Source organism: Pseudoruegeria sp. SHC-113, from assembly GCF_025376885.1.
In the GTDB taxonomy this organism is placed as follows: Bacteria; Pseudomonadota; Alphaproteobacteria; order Rhodobacterales; family Rhodobacteraceae; genus Pseudoruegeria.
This window is the reverse complement of record NZ_JAHUBR010000001.1, coordinates 67215-84295: the sequence shown is the minus strand read 5'-3', so window position 1 is coordinate 84295 and position 17081 is coordinate 67215. Positions and strand designations below refer to the sequence as shown.

Genomic DNA, 17081 nt, shown 5'->3' with positions numbered 1-17081 from the left:
GCCCCCACGGGGCGGCGCGATTGCGCCACCCCTCGGGACGGCGCTACCGTTGCATCTTCTTTTTACGAATCCGACGACCGCGCCCAGAGGTTGATCTGCCCCAGATCGGTGTATGCATCGATCGCGGCAAGCTCTTCGGCGGTGAACTCCAGATTGCCCACCGCGCCGACGCAATCTTCTACCTGCGAAGGTTTGGACGCCCCGATCAGCGCCGTGGTGATGCCGCCTTCACGCAGAACCCAGGCAATCGCCATCTGCGCCAGCGTCTGCCCCCGCGCCTGCGCGATCTCATTCAGCTTGTTGAGCTTCTTCACCGAGTCTTCATTCACCAGCGCCGGGTTCAGGGATTTGCCCTGCGTCGCGCGGCTGCCTTCGGGCACGCCGTTCAGGTATTTCCCCGTCAGCAGCCCCTGCGCCAGCGGCGTGAAGGCGATGGAGCCGATGCCCAGATCTTTCAGCGTCTGCTTCAGCCCGTCTTCCTCCACCCAGCGGTTGAGCATGTTGTAGCTCGGCTGGTGAATCAGGCAGGGCGTGCCGAGATCCTTCAGGATCGCCGCGGCTTCCTGCGTGCGCTGGGAGTTGTAGGAGGAAATCCCCACGTAGAGCGCCTTACCCGCCCGCACGATGTCATGCAGCGCCTGCATGGTTTCCTCCAGCGGCGTCTCCGGGTCGAAGCGGTGGGAATAGAAGATGTCCACATAGTCGAGCCCCATGCGCTTGAGGCTCTGATCGCAGGAAGCCATCAGGTATTTGCGCGAGCCGAACTCGCCGTAGGGGCCGTCCCACATCATGTAGCCGGCCTTGGACGAGATGATCAGCTCATCGCGGTAGCCGGCGAAATCGGTTTTCAGGATCTCGCCAAAGGCTTCCTCGGCGCTGCCCGGGGGCGGGCCGTAGTTGTTGGCCAGATCGAAATGGGTGATGCCGTTGTCAAAGGCCGTCTGGCAGATCGCGCGCTTCACCTCGTGGGAGGTGTCATGCCCGAAGTTGTGCCACAGCCCGAGCGAGATCGCCGGAAGCTTCAGCCCGGAGCGCCCGCAGCGGCGGTAGGGCATGCGTTCGTAGCGGTCGGGGGCAGGGGTATAGGGCATGGGGAAGCTCCGGTGCGGTTACACAGTCGGGCCTTGTGTGGGCGGTGTTGCAAGAGCTGTCAACCGAGGCTTATTCCGCGGCGTGCAGGGGGCGTTCTGAAAAGGTGACCCAACTGGCAACATATGAGTAGAAAGTGTCGAGAACTTTTTGTGGTGTCTATACGTAAGCTGGGTACAATATGTTGAAAACTCTTGACTCTGCGTAAGAAGTGAGTCCGCGCTTGACCGTGACGCCTGGAATCACTATATTTGAGTCATACCGGCCAGTGGCAAGTCTGCTGGTTCAAGGGCTGTAAGGGGTGTACTCTTGCGGCCCTTGCTGCTTTATTGGGGCGGGATCATAAGAGCGAAAAAGTAATCGATGCGCGTACGTGTGTATGTAGACGGATTCAATTTCTACTATCGAAGACTACGCTCATCAAATTACAAATGGGTCAACCTTAGGCTTCTTTCTCAAGAGCTAGTTCAGTCGGATGATGTGGTTGAAGGAATAAGGTACTTTACGGCAGATGTTTCAAGTCGATCAGGTGATCCTGATGCGCCTACAAGGCAGGCTACGTACTTTAGAGCTTTGAAAACAATCCCAGAGCTTTCAATACATAAGGGAAAGTTTCTTCCTAAGAAAATAACAAGACCCCTTGTCTCTGATCCAGCTACATTTGTTACAGTTCATGACACGGAAGAGAAGGGTAGTGACGTAAACTTAGCATCTTACCTATTAATGGATGCATTTTGTGACAGCTACGATCTAGCTCTCATATTTTCGCAAGACACCGATCTCCTTGAGCCGATTAGAATGGTAAAGCAGGAGCTGGGGAAGAAAATTGTTGTCGCGTGGCTTGATGGCGGAGCGCCTAGTAAAAGACTCAGGTCCTTTGCAGATTCAGTACGGCACGTTTCGGATGGGATGCTTCAACGTTCTCAGTTTCCGGAAACCGTACGTGGTCGCGGTGGCTCTAGGATCGTAAAACCCAACAGTTGGTGACCTACAGGGAGGCAGTTAGAAGCCCCTTGCAGACTCACCTCCAAGCCCGTATATGCACCTCCAACAGCGGTGGTTGGCCTCGGCCAGCCCCACCGGAAAATTCAGCGGGCCGCGAGCCCGCTTTTTTGTTTTGGAGACACCCTTGTCTGACCTGATCGCCAAAGCCGCCATTGATCGGCGCCTTGCAGAGATCGTCCAGCCCGTGATCGAGGATCTGGGCTACGAGCTCGTGCGGATCCGCCTGATGAGCGGCAAGACCTCGACGCTGCAGATCATGGCCGAGCGCCCCGAAGGCGGTATCGAAGTGGACGATTGCGCGAAGATCTCCACGGCCGTGAGCGCCATTCTGGACGTGGAAGATCCGATCGCTGACAACTACACGCTGGAAGTCTCGAGCCCCGGCATCGACCGCCCCCTGACCCGGCTGAAGGATTTCGACACCTTCGAGGGCTATGAGGCCAAGATCGAGACGAGCGAGCTGATCGACGGCCGCAAGCGTTTCAAAGGCATCCTCAAGGGCACCGAGGATGGCGAGGTGCTGATCGAGATCGACAACAACGGCGAAGACGTGATCATCGGGCTGACCTTCGAGTGGCTGTCTGACGCCAAGCTCGTGCTCACCGATGAGCTGATCAATGAAATGCTGCGCCAGCGCAAAGACGCTGGAATCGTCGACGAAAGCCAGTTCGACGAGATCGAAACAGAAGACGAAGACACCGCTTCCGAGGAGGAGTGAATATGGCAATTACCTCTGCAAACCAGCTCGAGCTGCTTCAGACGGCCGAGGCCGTTGCGCGCGAGAAGATGATCGATCCGGGCCTCGTTGTCGAAGCCATGGAGGAATCCCTCGCCCGCGCCGCCAAATCCCGCTACGGCGCCGAGATGGACATCCGTGTCTCCATCGACCGCAAGACGGGCAAGGCGACCTTCACCCGTGTGCGCACGGTGGTGGCCGATGAAGAGCTGGAGAACTACCAGGCAGAGCTGACCGTCGAGCAGGCCAAGCAATACATGGCCGACCCGCAGATCGGTGACGAGCTGCGCGACGAGGTGCCGCCGGTGGAACTGGGCCGCATCGCCGCCCAGAGCGCCAAGCAGGTGATCCTGCAGAAGGTGCGCGAAGCGGAGCGGGATCGTCAGTACGAAGAATTCAAGGATCGCGCCGGCACCATTATCAATGGCCTCGTGAAACGCGAAGAATACGGCAACGTGATCGTGGACGTGGGCCGCGGCGAAGCCGTGCTGCGCCGCAACGAGAAGATCGGCCGCGAAAGCTACCGCCCGAACGATCGCATCCGCTGCTACATCAAGGATGTGCGCCGCGAAGTGCGTGGCCCGCAGATCTTCCTCTCCCGCACCGCGCCGGAATTCATGGCCGAGCTGTTCAAGATGGAAGTGCCGGAAATTTATGACGGCATTATCGAGATCAAGGCCGTGGCCCGTGATCCCGGCTCCCGCGCCAAGATCGCTGTCATCTCCTACGATGGCTCCATCGATCCGGTGGGTGCCTGTGTGGGTATGCGCGGCTCCCGCGTGCAGGCCGTGGTGAACGAGCTGCAGGGCGAGAAGATCGATATTATCCCGTGGAACGAAGACGCGCCGACCTTCCTCGTGAACGCGCTGCAGCCGGCCGAAGTGTCGAAAGTGGTGCTGGATGAGGATGCTGGGAAGATCGAAGTCGTGGTGCCGGATGAGCAGCTTTCGCTCGCCATTGGCCGCCGGGGCCAGAACGTGCGCCTCGCCAGCCAGCTGACGAACCTCGATATCGACATCATGACCGAAGCCGAGGAATCGGCCCGCCGTCAGGCCGAGTTCGAAGAACGCACCAAGCTGTTCATGGACACGCTGGATCTGGACGAATTCTTCGCCCAGCTTCTGGTGTCTGAAGGCTTCACCAACCTCGAAGAGGTGGCCTACGTCGAGCAGGACGAACTGCTCGTGATCGACGGTGTGGACGAAGGTACCGCCGAAGAGCTGCAGGCCCGTGCCCGCGACTACCTTGAAGAGCAGAACCGTAAGGCGCTGGAACGCGCCCGTGAACTGGGCGTCGAAGACAGCCTGGTTGAATTTGACGGGCTGACCCCCCAGATGATTCAGGCGCTCGCCGAAGACGGTGTGAAATCGCTCGACGATTTCGCCACCTGCGCGGATTGGGAGCTGGCCGGTGGCTGGACGACCGTGGACGGGCAGCGCGTCAAGGATGACGGCATTCTCGAAAAGTTCGACGTCAGCCTCGAAGAAGCCCAGACCCTCGTGATGACGGCGCGTATCCAGCTTGGCTGGGTCGATCCGGCGGATCTGGAAACCGACGAAGAGGAAGAAGCCGAGCTCGCCGAGGGTGAAGACACCACCACGGAGGACGAGGCCTGATCTCAGGCCTCGCTGGGCGCGGGCAGATGTCACGGGGTGGCCGGGACAAGGATCGGGGAGAGCCCGAACGTCGGTGCATCGCCACCGGTGAGGTGGCGCCGAAAGCGGGCCTGATCCGCTTCGTCGTCGGCCCCGATGGCACCGTGGTGCCCGATCTGGCGGAAAAGCTGCCGGGCCGGGGGCTTTGGGTCTCGGCCGATCGTGCGGCGCTGGAGCTGGCGGCGAAGAAGAAGCTGTTCAGCCGCGCTGCCCGGCAGCAGGTCGCCGTGCCCGAGGGGCTGGCCGATCACGTCGAGGCGCTTCTGGCGCGACGGGTGGTCGATCTGATCTCGCTGGCGCGCAAGGCAGGGCTCGCGGTGACGGGCTTTGAGAAGGTGAAGGACTGGATCGTGTCGGGCCGTGGGGCCGTGCTGATCCAGGCAAATGATGGGTCGGAGCGTGGCAAGTCCAAGCTGCGCCCGCCGCCCGGAAAAGGGGCCTATATCGACGTTTTGAGCGCGTCGGAATTGGGTTTGGCTTTCGGACGGGAAAATGTGATACATGGCGCGCTCGCGGCTGGTGGACTCACGACACGTGTTGTAGAGGAAGCCACGAAACTTACGGGTTTGCGCGATAAGAACGGTGGAACGTCCACCGGAAAGGGTACGAAGACCACATGAGCGATAGCGACGGCAAAAAGACACTTGGCCTGCGTGGCGGGCCGCGTTCGGGCAATGTGAAACAGAGCTTTTCCCATGGCCGCACGAAGAACGTGGTCGTGGAAACCAAGCGCAAGCGCGTTGTGGTGCCCAAGCCCGGCGCCACGAAGTCTGCTGGCGGCGGCACGCCGGGTGGCGATGCCTCCAAACGTCCGGCCGGGATTTCCGAGGCCGAACTGCAGCGCCGCATGAAGGCGCTTCAGCTTGCCAAGGCCCGCGAGGCCGAGGATGAAGAGCGCCGCAAGGCCGAAGAGGAAGAGCGCGCCGCCGAGCGGGAGCGCCGCCGGGCCGAGCAGGAAGCCAAGGAACGCGAAGAGCAGGAGCGCGAAGAGCGTGCCCGCCAGCGTGCCGAGGAAGAAGAGCGCAAGGCCAAGGAAGAAGCCGAGGCCAAGAAACGCGAAGCCGCCGATGCGGCCCGCGCCAAGGAACAACGCGCAGCAGCCTCTGCCGCCGCGGCCACCGAGCCCGGCCAAGAGGCCAGCAGCGGCCCGCGTGGTGGCGGCAAGCCGGCCGGTGGTGATCGCAAGCCCGACCGTGACGCCAAGGGCGATCGCCCGGCACGCAAAGGGGGCCGCGACGATGGCCGCCGCTCCGGCAAGCTGACGCTGAACCAGGCGCTCTCTGGTGGCGATGGCCGCCAGCGCTCCGTGGCGGCAATGCGCCGCAAGCAGGAACGCGCCCGCCAGAAGGCGATGGGCGGTTCGCAAGAGCGTGAAAAGGTGATCCGCGAGGTGCAGCTGCCCGAGACGATCGTCGTCTCCGAGCTAGCCAACCGTATGGCCGAGCGCGTGGCTGACGTGGTGAAAGAGCTCATGAAAATGGGCATGATGGTCAACCAGAACCAGCCGATCGACGCCGACACCGCGGAGCTGATCATCGAGGAATTCGGCCACAAGATGGTCCGGGTGTCCGATGCTGACGTGGAAGACGTGATCGATACGGTCGAGGACAAGGAAGAGGATCTCGTCGATCGTCCGCCGGTCATCACCATCATGGGCCACGTGGACCACGGCAAGACCTCGCTTCTGGACGCGATCCGCGATGCGAAAGTGGTGGCTGGCGAAGCCGGCGGCATCACCCAGCACATCGGCGCCTACCAGGTGACGACGGACTCCGGCTCCGTGCTGACGTTCCTCGACACTCCGGGCCACGCCGCCTTCACCTCGATGCGCGCCCGTGGCGCGCAGGTGACGGACATTGTGGTGCTCGTTGTGGCTGCGGATGACTCCGTGATGCCGCAGACGATCGAGGCCATCAACCACGCGAAAGCGGCGGGTGTGCCGATGATCGTGGCGATCAACAAATGCGACAAGCCGCAGGCGGACGCGATGCGCGTGCGCACCGAACTGCTGCAGCATGAGGTTGTCGTGGAAGCCATGTCGGGTGAAGTGCAGGACGTTGAAGTCTCCGCGCTGACCGGTCAGGGCCTCGACGAACTGCTCGAAGCCATCGCGCTTCAGGCCGAGATCCTTGAGCTGAAGGCCAACCCGAAACGCGCCGCGTCCGGTGCCGTGATCGAAGCCCAGCTGGACGTGGGCCGCGGTCCCGTCGCGACCGTGCTGGTTCAGAACGGCACCCTGCGCCAGGGCGACATCTTCGTCGTCGGCGAGCAGTGGGGCAAGGTTCGCGCGCTGATCAACGACAAGGGCGACCGCGTCGAAGAGGCCGGGCCGTCCGTGCCCGTCGAGGTGCTGGGCCTGAACGGCACGCCGGAAGCAGGTGACGTTCTGAACGTCGTCGACACCGAGGCACAGGCCCGCGAGATCGCCGAATACCGTGAGCAGGCCGCGAAGGACAAACGCGCTGCTGCCGGTGCTGCGACGACGCTGGAACAGCTGATGGCGAAGGCCAAAGAAGATCAGAACATGGCCGAGCTGCCGATTCTGGTGAAGGCCGACGTGCAGGGCTCTGCCGAGGCTATCGTTCAGGCGATGGAAAAGATCGGCAACGACGAGGTGCGCGTGCGCGTGCTGCACTCCGGTGTGGGCGCGATCACCGAATCCGACATCGGCCTTGCGGAAGCCTCCGGCGCGCCGGTCTTCGGCTTCAACGTCCGGGCCAATGCTTCGGCGCGCAACACCGCGAACCAGAAGGGCATCGAGATCCGCTACTACTCGGTGATCTACGATCTGGTGGACGACGTGAAGGCAGCCGCTTCCGGCCTGCTCTCCGCTGAAATCCGCGAGAAGTTCATCGGCTATGCTTCGATCAAGGAAGTCTTCAAGGTGACGGGCGTTGGCAAGGTTGCCGGCTGTCTGGTGACCGAGGGCGTTGCCCGCCGCTCCGCCGGCGTGCGCCTGCTGCGCGACGACGTGGTGATCCACGAAGGCACGCTGAAGACGCTCAAGCGCTTCAAGGACGAGGTCAAGGAAGTCCAGTCCGGCCAGGAATGCGGGATGGCTTTCGAGAACTACGACGACATCCGTCCGGGCGACGTGATCGAGATCTTCGAACGCGAAGAGGTCGAGCGCACGCTCTAAGCTGTGGCTTTTTGCAGCTGCGACATGAACAGGGCCGCCTTCGGGCGGCCTTTTTCTTAGGAGGTTTCGCCGCTGTCTGCCCGCAAATGCTGCAACTGCACGGATCAGGGCAGGAATTGGCAGATATTCACAATCGCGCAAAGAAAAAGGACAGGATTTTCATCCTGTCCTTTTTTCTTTCCGTTGGTCCGAAGACCGAGTGTTTGATCAGGCGGCGTTACTGGCCACCGGGTATCCTTCGAAGTCACGCGAACCAACGCGAACCACGATCTTCCCGTTGCTCAGTGCACGGATAAAGGTCCCTTGCACTGACACGTAACTGCCCAGAGTGATCGTTTTCATCATTTCCAATTTCTCCCCAGTCAAAATTGGTGTCTGTAAAGTCTATATGGAAACTGATTAAGAAAACACCACCCTTCATCAACGAAAGGTGACTTTTTTAACAGTCTTGAAACACTTCCGTAGCGTCACATTTACAAACTGGTTGCAAAACAAACAGTTGGCCAGTTTGGGCAAAATTGTCACAACCAGTCGCGAAGTATCGGGATCAGGGGGATGTCGGCCGCTGGCATCGGGTATTTGGCCAGATCTTTTGCAAAGGCCCATTTAATAGTCTGCCCTTCGCGGGGCACGACCGTGCCTTCCCACTTTCGGCAGATGTAGAGCGGCATCAGAAGGTGAAATGATTCGTAACTGTGGCTCGCGAAGGTGAGCGGCGCGAGGCAGCTTTCCCAGGTGTTGATACCCAGCTCTTCCTGCAGTTCTCGGATCAGGGCGACTTCGGGCGTTTCGCCCGGTTCGACCTTGCCGCCGGGAAACTCCCAGAGCCCGGCCATGGTTTTGCCTTCCGGGCGCTGAGCGATCAGCACGCGCCCGTCGACATCGACGAGCGCGACGGCCGAAACAAGGACCGTTTTCACGAGCGGTAATCCGCGTTGATCTCGATGTAGCGGTGCGTGAGATCACAGGTCCAGACGGTGGCCTTGCCCGCACCCAGCCCCAGATCCACGCCGATCACCAGATCCTGCTGCTTCATGTAAGCCGCGCCCTGGGCCTCGGCGTAGCTGGGCGAGACCCAACCCTTCTCGGCCACCAGCACATCGCCGAAACGGATCGAGAGCAGATCGCGATCGGCCTTGGCGCCGGATTTGCCGACAGCCATCACCACGCGGCCCCAGTTGGGATCCTCACCGGCAATCGCGGTTTTCACGAGCGGGGAGTTGGCGGTGGCCAGCGCCACCTTGCGGGCGTCCTCGTCCGAGGCTGCGCCGGTTACGGCGACCTCGACGAATTTCGTCGCGCCTTCACCGTCGCGCACCACCTGATGGGCGAGATCCAGCATCACGCCGTGCAGCGCGTCGCGGAAGGGGCCCACATTGGCTTCGGTGATCTCCTCGGCCTCGGCCTGCCCGGTGGCGCAGAGCAGCAGCGCATCAGACGTGGAGGTGTCACTATCAACGGTGATGCAGTTGAAGGTCACGTCCGTGAGCTCGGAGAGCACCTTCTGCAGCAGCGGCTGAGCGATCTTTGCGTCGGCGAAGATATAGACAAGCATCGTCGCCATATCGGGCGCGATCATGCCGGAGCCCTTCGCAAAGCCCGAGATCGTCACCCCGTTCACGGAAGCCGTTGCTCCCTTGGGGAAGGTGTCCGTCGTCATGATGGCGGCGGCGGCGTCCTTCTGGGCGGTGGGCGAGAGCGCGGCGGCCAGATCGGCGATCTTGGCGGTGATGCGCGCGTGGGGCAGGGGCTCGCCGATCACGCCGGTGGAGGCGCTGAACACGCGGGCGCGCGGAAGGCCGAGGGCCTCGGCCACGGCGCCCGTCACCTTGTCCACCGCGTCCTGCCCGTTCTTGCCGGTGAACGCATTGGCGTTGCCGGAGTTTACGATGATCGCGGCCCCTTCGCTGGCGTCGCCGCCGAGTTTGGCTTCGCAATCCAGCACAGGTGCCGCGCGGGTGGCGGAGCGGGTAAAGACGCCGGCAATCGCCGTGCCCGGCGCGAGCCGTGCGAGCATCACGTCGGTGCGGCCCGCGTAGCGGACACCCGCGGCACCGGCGGCGAACTCTGCCCCTTTGATCGGGGGCAGGTCAGGGAAGCCGCCTGCCGGGGCAAGCGGAGAAACGATTTTTTCTTTCTGTGTGCCCATGGCGGTCAGCGGCTCCGGTGGATCAGTTGTTGATCAGGTCGATGTTGCGGATGGTGGCCGGATCGATGGCGGAGACATCCGCGCGCTCGATCGTGGCGCTGCCATCGAGCGAGGCGATGTATTCCTCGGCCACGGCCTGCTCCATCTCGGCGGTGAGTTCCTCGCGCAGTTCGTCCAGCGCGGGGGGCTGGCTGTCGCGGGCTTCGTTCAGCAGGATCACGTGCCAGCCGAATTGCGTCTGCACCGGCGCGGAGATCTGGCCGGGCTCAAGCGCCACGACGGCCTCCTCGAAGGGGGCGACCATCATGCCAAGGCCGAACCAGCCCAGCTGGCCGCCATTGGGGCCGGAGGGGCCCGTGGATTTCTCTTTCGCGGTCTCGGCGAAATCGGCGCCGCCTTCCAGCAGTTCCTTGACGGCGGCGGCTTCTTCCTCGGTTTCCAGCAGGATGTGGGACGCGTTGAATTCGCGTTGCGGCTCGAACCCGGCGATGCGGGCCTCGTAGGCCTCCTGCACCATCTCTTCGGTGATGCCGGCTTCGATGGCGGCGTCGATCGCGGCACCGGCTTCAAGGCTGCGCACGGCGTTCTCACCGGCCAGCTTGATCGCGGTCGGCACTTCTTCCAGCGCGCTGGCCAGAACGGCCTGCTGGATCAGGTTCTCAAGCAGCCCTTCAAACAGCGCCTCATCGGGGGCGGACTGGAACTGGTCGGGCAGCGTGGCGCGGGCCGCGATGATGTGACCCATCGTGATCTCTTGCCCGTTCACCGTGGCCAGCACGGTTTCGGCAGTGACTTCCTCGGCGAAAGCAGGGGCAGACAGGGCGGCGGCGCACAGGGCACCGATCATCAGCGTATGGCGTTTGGACATCTATATTTCCTCTGAGCGGCACGCGGGGGTGCGTGACGTTGACACTATCTATGCAGCCCCTTACATCGCCTAAAGGTCTGCGATGGCCGGTCCGCGCTTTTTCGCCGTTCTAGGGGCGAAGCAGCAGCCGGACAAGCGGTTCAGCGCAAAAGGACCACACATGGATATTCGCCGCAAGCAGAGAGAACATGCTGGGTTTCGGAACAATCGCGAAGAAGGTCTTCGGCACGCCGAATGATCGCAAGATCAAGGCAACCCGTCCTTTGGTCGCAAAAATCAACGAGCTGGAACCTGAGTTCGAGGCGCTCTCTGATGAGGGCATCATCGCCAAGACGGCCGAGTTCAAGGAGCGCGTTGCCGGGGGCGAGCCGCTCGACAAGCTGCTGCCCGAAGCTTTCGCCAACTGCCGGGAAGCCGCGCGCCGTGCGCTTGGCCTGCGCGCCTTCGATACGCAGCTCATGGGTGGGATCTTCCTGCATCAGGGCAATATCGCCGAGATGAAAACCGGTGAGGGCAAGACCCTCGTGGCCACCTTCCCGGCCTACCTAAACGCGCTCACCGGCAAGGGCGTGCATATCGTTACGGTGAACGATTACCTCGCCAAGCGTGACGCCGAGTGGATGAGCAAGGTCTATGGTGCTCTGGGCATGACGACGGGGGTGATCTACCCGCAGCAGCCCGAGCCCGAAAAGCGCGAGGCCTACGCCTGTGACGTGACCTACGCCACCAACAACGAGTTGGGCTTCGATTACCTGCGCGACAACATGAAGTCCGACCTGAAGGAAATGGCGCAGCGCAGCCATTACTTCGCCATCGTCGACGAGGTGGACTCCATCCTGATCGACGAGGCCCGGACGCCGCTGATCATCTCCGGCCCGGCGCAGGATCGCAGCGAGCTCTACATCACCATCGACAAGATCATCCCGGAGCTCACCACCGAGCATTACACGCTGGATGAGAAGGCCAAGAGCGTCTCTTTCACCGATGAGGGCAACGAGTTTCTTGAGGAGCGCCTGCACGCCGCCGGGATCCTTCCGGCCGAGCAATCGCTTTATGATCCGGAATCCACCACCATCGTCCACCACGTGAACCAAGGCCTGCGCGCCCATATCCTGTTCACCAAGGACAAGGATTACATCGTCCGAGACGGCGAAGTTGTGCTGATCGACGAATTCACCGGCCGCATGATGGCTGGCCGCCGCCTGTCGGACGGTCTGCATCAGGCCATCGAGGCCAAGGAAGGCTGCGATATCCGCCCCGAGAACGTGACGCTCGCCTCTGTCACCTTCCAAAACTACTTCCGCCTCTACGACAAGCTCGGCGGCATGACGGGCACCGCGGCCACCGAGGCCGAGGAATTCATGGAGATCTACGGCCTTGGCGTGGTGGAAGTGCCCACCAACCGCCCGATCGCCCGGATCGACGAGAACGACGCCGTCTACCGCACCGCGCGGGAGAAATACGAGGCCATCATCAAATCGATCAAGGAGAGCCACGAGAAGGGCCAGCCCGTGCTTGTTGGCACCACATCGATCGAGAAATCCGAGATGCTCTCGCAGATGCTCACCGCTGCGGGGATCGAGCACAACGTGCTCAACGCCCGCCAGCACGAGCGCGAGGCCGAGATCGTGGCCGATGCCGGCAAGCTCGGCAAGGTGACCATCGCCACCAACATGGCCGGCCGCGGCACCGACATCAAACTGGGCGGCAACGTCGAGTTCAAGATCATGGAAGCCATCGCGGCCAACCCCGAGGGCGATCACGAGGCCATCCGCGCCCAGATCGAAGCGGCCCACGAGGGTGACGAGCAGGCGGTGAAGGACGCAGGCGGGCTTTACGTTCTGGCCACCGAGCGCCACGAAAGCCGCCGGATCGACAACCAGCTGCGCGGCCGTTCGGGGCGTCAGGGCGATCCGGGCCGCTCCAGCTTCTTCCTCTCGCTGGAAGACGACCTGATGCGCATCTTCGGCTCCGACCGGCTTGAGAAAGTGCTCTCCACCCTCGGGATGGAAGAGGGCGAGGCCATCGTGCACCCCTGGGTGAACAAATCGCTCGAACGGGCGCAGGCGAAGGTCGAGGGCCGCAACTTCGACATCCGCAAACAGCTTCTGAAGTTCGACGACGTGATGAACGACCAGCGGAAGGTGATCTTCAAGCAGCGCATGGAGATCATGGAAGCGGAAGATCTGAGCGAGATCGTGCAGGACATGCGCCACCAGGTGGTGGACGATCTGGTGGACGAATACATGCCCGCCAACACCTACGCCGATCAGTGGAACACCGAAGGCCTCTATGCCGCCCTGCTGGAAAAAGCCGGGCTGGATGTGCCGGTGATCCGCTGGGCCGAGGAAGAAGGCGTGGACGATGGCGACATCCGCGAGCGTCTTTACGAGTCCTCCGATGCCCTGATGGCGGAGAAGCGCGAGGCCTTTGGCGAAGAGTCCCTCAAGACGATCGAAAAGCAGATCCTGCTGCAGACGATCGACCGCAAGTGGCGCGAACATATCCTCACGCTGGAGCACCTGCGCTCCGTGGTGGGTTTCCGCGGCTACGCGCAGCGCGATCCGCTGAACGAGTACAAGAACGAAAGCTTCCAGCTGTTCGAAACCATGCTCGATGCCCTGCGCAGCGACGTGACGCAGCAGCTCTCCCGTGTGCGTCCGCTCACCGAGGAAGAGCAGCAGCAGATGATCCAGCAGCTGATTGCCCAGCAGCAGCGCGCTCAGGGCGTGGCCGCTCCGGCTGCTGCTCCGGCCGCCGCTCCGGCTCCGCAGCCCGAAACGGTGGGTGCGGGCGAAGCCGCCGCTGAAGCTGCGCCGGTGCCGCTGGTGGAAGGGTTTGATGAAAACGACCCGACGACATGGGGCAACCCCTCGCGCAACGAGCCCTGCCCCTGTGGCTCGGGCAAGAAGTTCAAACACTGCCACGGGCGCCTTGCCTAAAGTGATTGTTGCCCAAAAGGCATAAAATCCGGGGCGGGATCAGGCATTGATCCCGTCCCGGTCATAATTCCACCCGATTTCGCTGCCATATCCCTCGCAAACCCCGTGGTTTCGAGGAGGCCAAGATGGCTGGCAAACGCAGATACACCCTGATCGCATCCGTCGCCGTGCTCAGCGCACTTGTGGCCATGGGGGTGATGAACTCCGGCGCCATCGCCGCGCGATTTGTGGCCGCGCCAGAAGCCCCTGCGCCGGTACAGCAGGCCAGCGCCCCCGCCACAGAAGCCACGCCCGGCGCACTGCCCGGCGTGCCGCGCGATCCCGAGGCCACGCTGGCGCTGGGTTCTGCGCCGCTGAAAGCCCCCGCGATCACGCAGTCTGACAGCCTGCCCGCTGCGCAGACCACCACCCAGCCCGTGCTCAGCGCCTTTGGCCTGCCCTGCACGCCAAGCCTCACGGCCAGCCCCGCACCGGGCGGGATGATCGCGCTTGAGGTGACGGCCCCGTGCCAGCCCGAGCGTTTTCTCACCGTCACGCAGGGCGATCTGGCTTATTCCGACATGACGAGCGTGACCGGTGGCTACACCGCCACGATCCCCGCGCTTTCGCCGCTCGCCGCGCTGGAAATCCGCTTCGAGGACGGCAGCCGCCTTGCCACCGAAGTACGGGTGGAGGAGGCCGCGCTCTATGACCGGGTGATCCTGCAGTGGGACGGCGAGGCTGGCCTTGCGATCCACGCGCTGGAGTTTGGCGCGCAATACGGGGAGAAAGGGCATGTCTCTTCCGCCACGCCGCGCGATCCCAGCTTTGCCGCCCGCGCCCTTGGGGGCTTCATCACCGAAGTGGGCGCGCGCGATCTGAACCACACCCAGCGCGCCGAGATCTACAGCTTCCCCAGCGGGCTGATGGGGCGTTCCGGCCTTGTGCGCCTGAGCGTGGAAGCCGAGGTGACGCAGGCCAACTGCGGCACGGCGCTTGCCGCCCGCAGCACCCAGCTGCGCGGAGGCACGGCCGAGCCGACGGTGCAGATCGAGCTCGCCATGCCGGATTGTTCGGCGGTGGGCGATTATCTGGTGTTGAAAAACCTGCTGCGAGACCTGAAGATCGCCCGCAACTAGAGGGCAGCAACAGGCAGCGTCATGAGGATGCGTCGTGCGGCGGTAAGCGCCGCACTTTTTCTATTCACCGGCCTCTTGGCCCCTGCCGTGGCGCAGGATGTCACGCTCTCGGCGCGCGGGGGTGGGCTTTCGGTAAGCGGGACGCTGCTGTCGTTCGATGGCGAGTTCTACCGCGTGCAGACGGAGTTCGGCCCGCTAACGCTGGATGGTTCCGGCGTGGACTGCGCCGGGCCCGGCTGCCCCGATCTGGAAAATTTCGTCGCGCGGATCACCGTGGCCGGGGATGCAATGCTGGGCGCGGAGCTGATGCCGCTGCTGCTTGAATCCTATGCCGGGTCCGCCGGGCTGAGCATCCGCCGCATCGTCAGTGATGACCGCAATTTCCACTACGTGCTCTGGCAGGAGGATTCCGGCACGCCAGTCGCCGAGATCGCCTTCCATCTTGGCACCACGGCGCAGGGTTTTGGCGATCTCTTCACCGATCAGGCCGACATCGTCATGGCCGCGCGGGAGATCACGCCCGATGAGCTTGTTGCCGCCCGCGAGGCTGGCCTTCCGGCCCTGAAATCCGCCGCGCGCGGGCGCGTCGTGGCGCTGGACGGGCTGGTGCCGCTGGTGGCCGCCGAAAACCCGGTGGCCGCGCTTTCGCTCGAGCAGCTCGTGGCCCTGCGCGGAGGCGAGATCACCAACTGGGCGGATCTCGGGGGGATCGATGCGCCTGTCGTGCTGCACGCGCTCACGGCAGACTCGGGCGTTGAGGAGGCGATCGCGGAGAAGATCGCGCCGCTCGGCCCTGTCGCGGTCACCCGGCACCGCTCGCTTGCGAGCCTCGCCGATGCGGTGGCCCGCGATCCGCTGGCGCTCGGCTTTGGTACGCTCACCGAGCAGGGCAATGCGCGCACGCTGGGCCTGCTGGGGGCCTGCGGGCGCGGCTTCGCGGCCTCGGCCCACGGGCTCAAGGCCGAAGATTATCCGCTGACGCTGCCGCTCCTGCTCTACACCCCGCCGCGCCGCCTGCCGAAGTTCGCCCGCGGCTTCCTACGCTACCTCGGCACCGCCCCAGCGCAAGCGCTGGTTCGGGCCAATGGCTTTGTGGATCTTGCGGCAGAGCGCGAACCGCTGGCGATCCAGGGCGAGCGGCTGGCGGGCGCGATCCTGAACGCGGGCAGCGAGGTGCCGCTGTCGGAGCTTCAGCGCATGGTCGCGCGGCTGGCAGGCTATGAGCGCCTCACGACGACCTTCCGCTTCGAGACGGGCTCCTCCGTGCTCGATGCCCAATCGCGCACCAATGTGCTGCTGCTGGCCGAGGCGCTGGAGGCCGGGGCTTACGACGGGCAGCGCCTGATGTTCGTCGGCTTCTCCGATGGTGATGGGGCCGCCGCCTCCAATCGCCAGATCTCCCAGAACCGGGCGCGGCGGGTGATGGACGCCGTGCGCCGCGCCGCACCGGCTTTGCCCGAGGGCAGTGTCCTGATGGCCACCGAAGCTTTCGGCGAAGCGCTGCCGATGGCCTGTGATGACAGCGCCCTGGGCCGCCAGATCAACCGGCGCGTGGAAGTCTGGGCGGCACCGGCCACGCCTTGATCAGAGATAGCCTTCGGCGCGAAAGCTCACCTCCCGCTCCTGCCCGACGATCAGGTGATCGTGCAGCGTGATCCCCAGCACCTCCCCGGCGGCCTGCACCTGCTGCGTCATCTGGATGTCGGCCTCGGATGGTGTGGGATCGCCGGAGGGGTGGTTGTGCACAAGGATCAGCGCCGAAGCGTTTAGCTCCAGCGCGCGTTTGACCACCTCGCGCGGGTAGACGGGCACATGATCCACCGTGCCGCGCCCCTGTTCCTCATCGGCGATCAGCACGTTCTTGCGATCCAGAAACAGCACGCGAAATTGCTCCGTCTGCCGATGCGCCATGGCCGTGTGGCAGTAATCCAGCAGCGCATCCCAGCTGGAAATCACCGAGCGATGCATGGCGCGGGAGCGCGCCAGCCGGTGCGCCACGGCCTCCACGATTTTCAGATCGGTGATCGTCTCATCGCCGATGCCCTTCACCTTGCGCAGCACCTCCGGCGGCGCGGAGACAACGGCGGCGAAGCTGCCGAAGGTATCAAGCAGCATGCGGGCGACGGGCTTCACATCCTTGCGGGGCAGGGCGCGGAACAGCAGCAGTTCCAGCAGCTCATAATCGGGCAGCGCATCGGCCCCGCCGATCATGAACCGCTCGCGCAAACGGCGGCGGTGTTCGGCGATGTAGGACGGCAGCTTGCCCGAGGGCAGCGGCGCGACCGGTGCCTCATCCTCGGCAAGGAAATCCATCTGGGTTTCGGCGAAGCTGCTTTTCTGGCTCATGTGGCCAGCTTGCGCCGATTCCGTTTAGACGGAG

General features: G+C 63.3%; 13 protein-coding genes. 8 read left to right on the top strand and 5 right to left on the bottom strand.

Translation table 11 applies throughout. From position 1 onward, the window contains the following. Window positions 1-62 precede the first annotated feature (62 nt). Complete coding sequence (gene mgrA / locus KVX96_RS00420; RefSeq protein ID WP_261191952.1) at window positions 63-1091, bottom strand: L-glyceraldehyde 3-phosphate reductase; 1029 nt, start codon at window positions 1089-1091, stop codon at window positions 63-65. 361 nt (window positions 1092-1452) lie between these two features. Here mgrA and KVX96_RS00415 point away from each other — a divergent pair, with 361 nt between their 5' ends. The 5 genes from KVX96_RS00415 (at window position 1453) to infB (ending at window position 7624) form a co-directional block, all read left to right on the top strand. Then, window positions 1453-2076: an NYN domain-containing protein gene (locus tag KVX96_RS00415; RefSeq protein ID WP_261191951.1), complete on the top strand. Its 624-nt coding sequence runs from the start codon at window positions 1453-1455 to the stop codon at window positions 2074-2076. A 142-nt stretch (window positions 2077-2218) separates the two neighbouring features. Further along, window positions 2219-2812 (top strand): ribosome maturation factor RimP, encoded by a 594-nt coding sequence (gene rimP / locus KVX96_RS00410; RefSeq protein WP_261191950.1) that lies wholly within the window; start codon window positions 2219-2221, stop codon window positions 2810-2812. A gap of 2 nt (window positions 2813-2814) precedes the next feature. Beyond that, window positions 2815-4446, top strand: coding sequence for a transcription termination factor NusA (nusA, locus tag KVX96_RS00405; RefSeq protein WP_261191949.1), 1632 nt, complete (start codon window positions 2815-2817; stop codon window positions 4444-4446). A 26-nt stretch (window positions 4447-4472) separates the two neighbouring features. After that, window positions 4473-5105, top strand: a complete 633-nt coding sequence (locus tag KVX96_RS00400) for an RNA-binding protein (protein WP_261191948.1) — start codon at window positions 4473-4475, stop codon at window positions 5103-5105. Beyond that, entirely contained in the window at window positions 5102-7624 is a 2523-nt protein-coding gene (gene infB / locus KVX96_RS00395; RefSeq protein WP_261191947.1) for a translation initiation factor IF-2, read from the top strand. Before KVX96_RS00400 ends, infB begins: the two co-directional genes overlap by 4 nt. 521 nt (window positions 7625-8145) lie before the next feature. Here infB and mutT read toward each other — a convergent pair. From mutT to KVX96_RS00380, 3 genes are read right to left on the bottom strand one after another with little or no spacing between them, the layout of a single operon-like run. Then, complete coding sequence (mutT, locus tag KVX96_RS00390; protein ID WP_261191946.1) at window positions 8146-8544, bottom strand: 8-oxo-dGTP diphosphatase MutT; 399 nt, start codon at window positions 8542-8544, stop codon at window positions 8146-8148. Beyond that, complete coding sequence (argJ, locus tag KVX96_RS00385; RefSeq protein ID WP_261191945.1) at window positions 8541-9773, bottom strand: bifunctional glutamate N-acetyltransferase/amino-acid acetyltransferase ArgJ; 1233 nt, start codon at window positions 9771-9773, stop codon at window positions 8541-8543. Before argJ ends, mutT begins: the two co-directional genes overlap by 4 nt. A 22-nt stretch (window positions 9774-9795) precedes the next feature. Continuing rightward, entirely contained in the window at window positions 9796-10641 is an 846-nt protein-coding gene (locus KVX96_RS00380) for a peptidylprolyl isomerase (RefSeq protein WP_261191944.1), read from the bottom strand. Window positions 10642-10829: 188 nt separating this feature from the next. Here KVX96_RS00380 and secA point away from each other — a divergent pair, with 188 nt between their 5' ends. From secA to KVX96_RS00365, 3 genes are all read left to right on the top strand, one after another. After that, on the top strand, window positions 10830-13583 hold the full coding sequence (secA, locus tag KVX96_RS00375; RefSeq protein ID WP_261191943.1) for a preprotein translocase subunit SecA: 2754 nt from the start codon (window positions 10830-10832) through the stop codon (window positions 13581-13583). 125 nt (window positions 13584-13708) lie between these two features. Beyond that, on the top strand, window positions 13709-14701 hold the full coding sequence (locus KVX96_RS00370; RefSeq protein ID WP_261191942.1) for a hypothetical protein: 993 nt from the start codon (window positions 13709-13711) through the stop codon (window positions 14699-14701). 21 nt (window positions 14702-14722) lie between these two features. Further along, complete coding sequence (locus tag KVX96_RS00365; RefSeq protein ID WP_261191941.1) at window positions 14723-16285, top strand: phosphate ABC transporter substrate-binding/OmpA family protein; 1563 nt, start codon at window positions 14723-14725, stop codon at window positions 16283-16285. Here KVX96_RS00365 and radC read toward each other — a convergent pair whose 3' ends face one another. Further along, the gene (gene radC / locus KVX96_RS00360) at window positions 16286-17047 is read right to left on the bottom strand and encodes a RadC family protein (protein ID WP_261191940.1); all 762 of its coding nucleotides are present in this window, start codon (window positions 17045-17047) and stop codon (window positions 16286-16288) included. Window positions 17048-17081 lie beyond the last annotated feature (34 nt).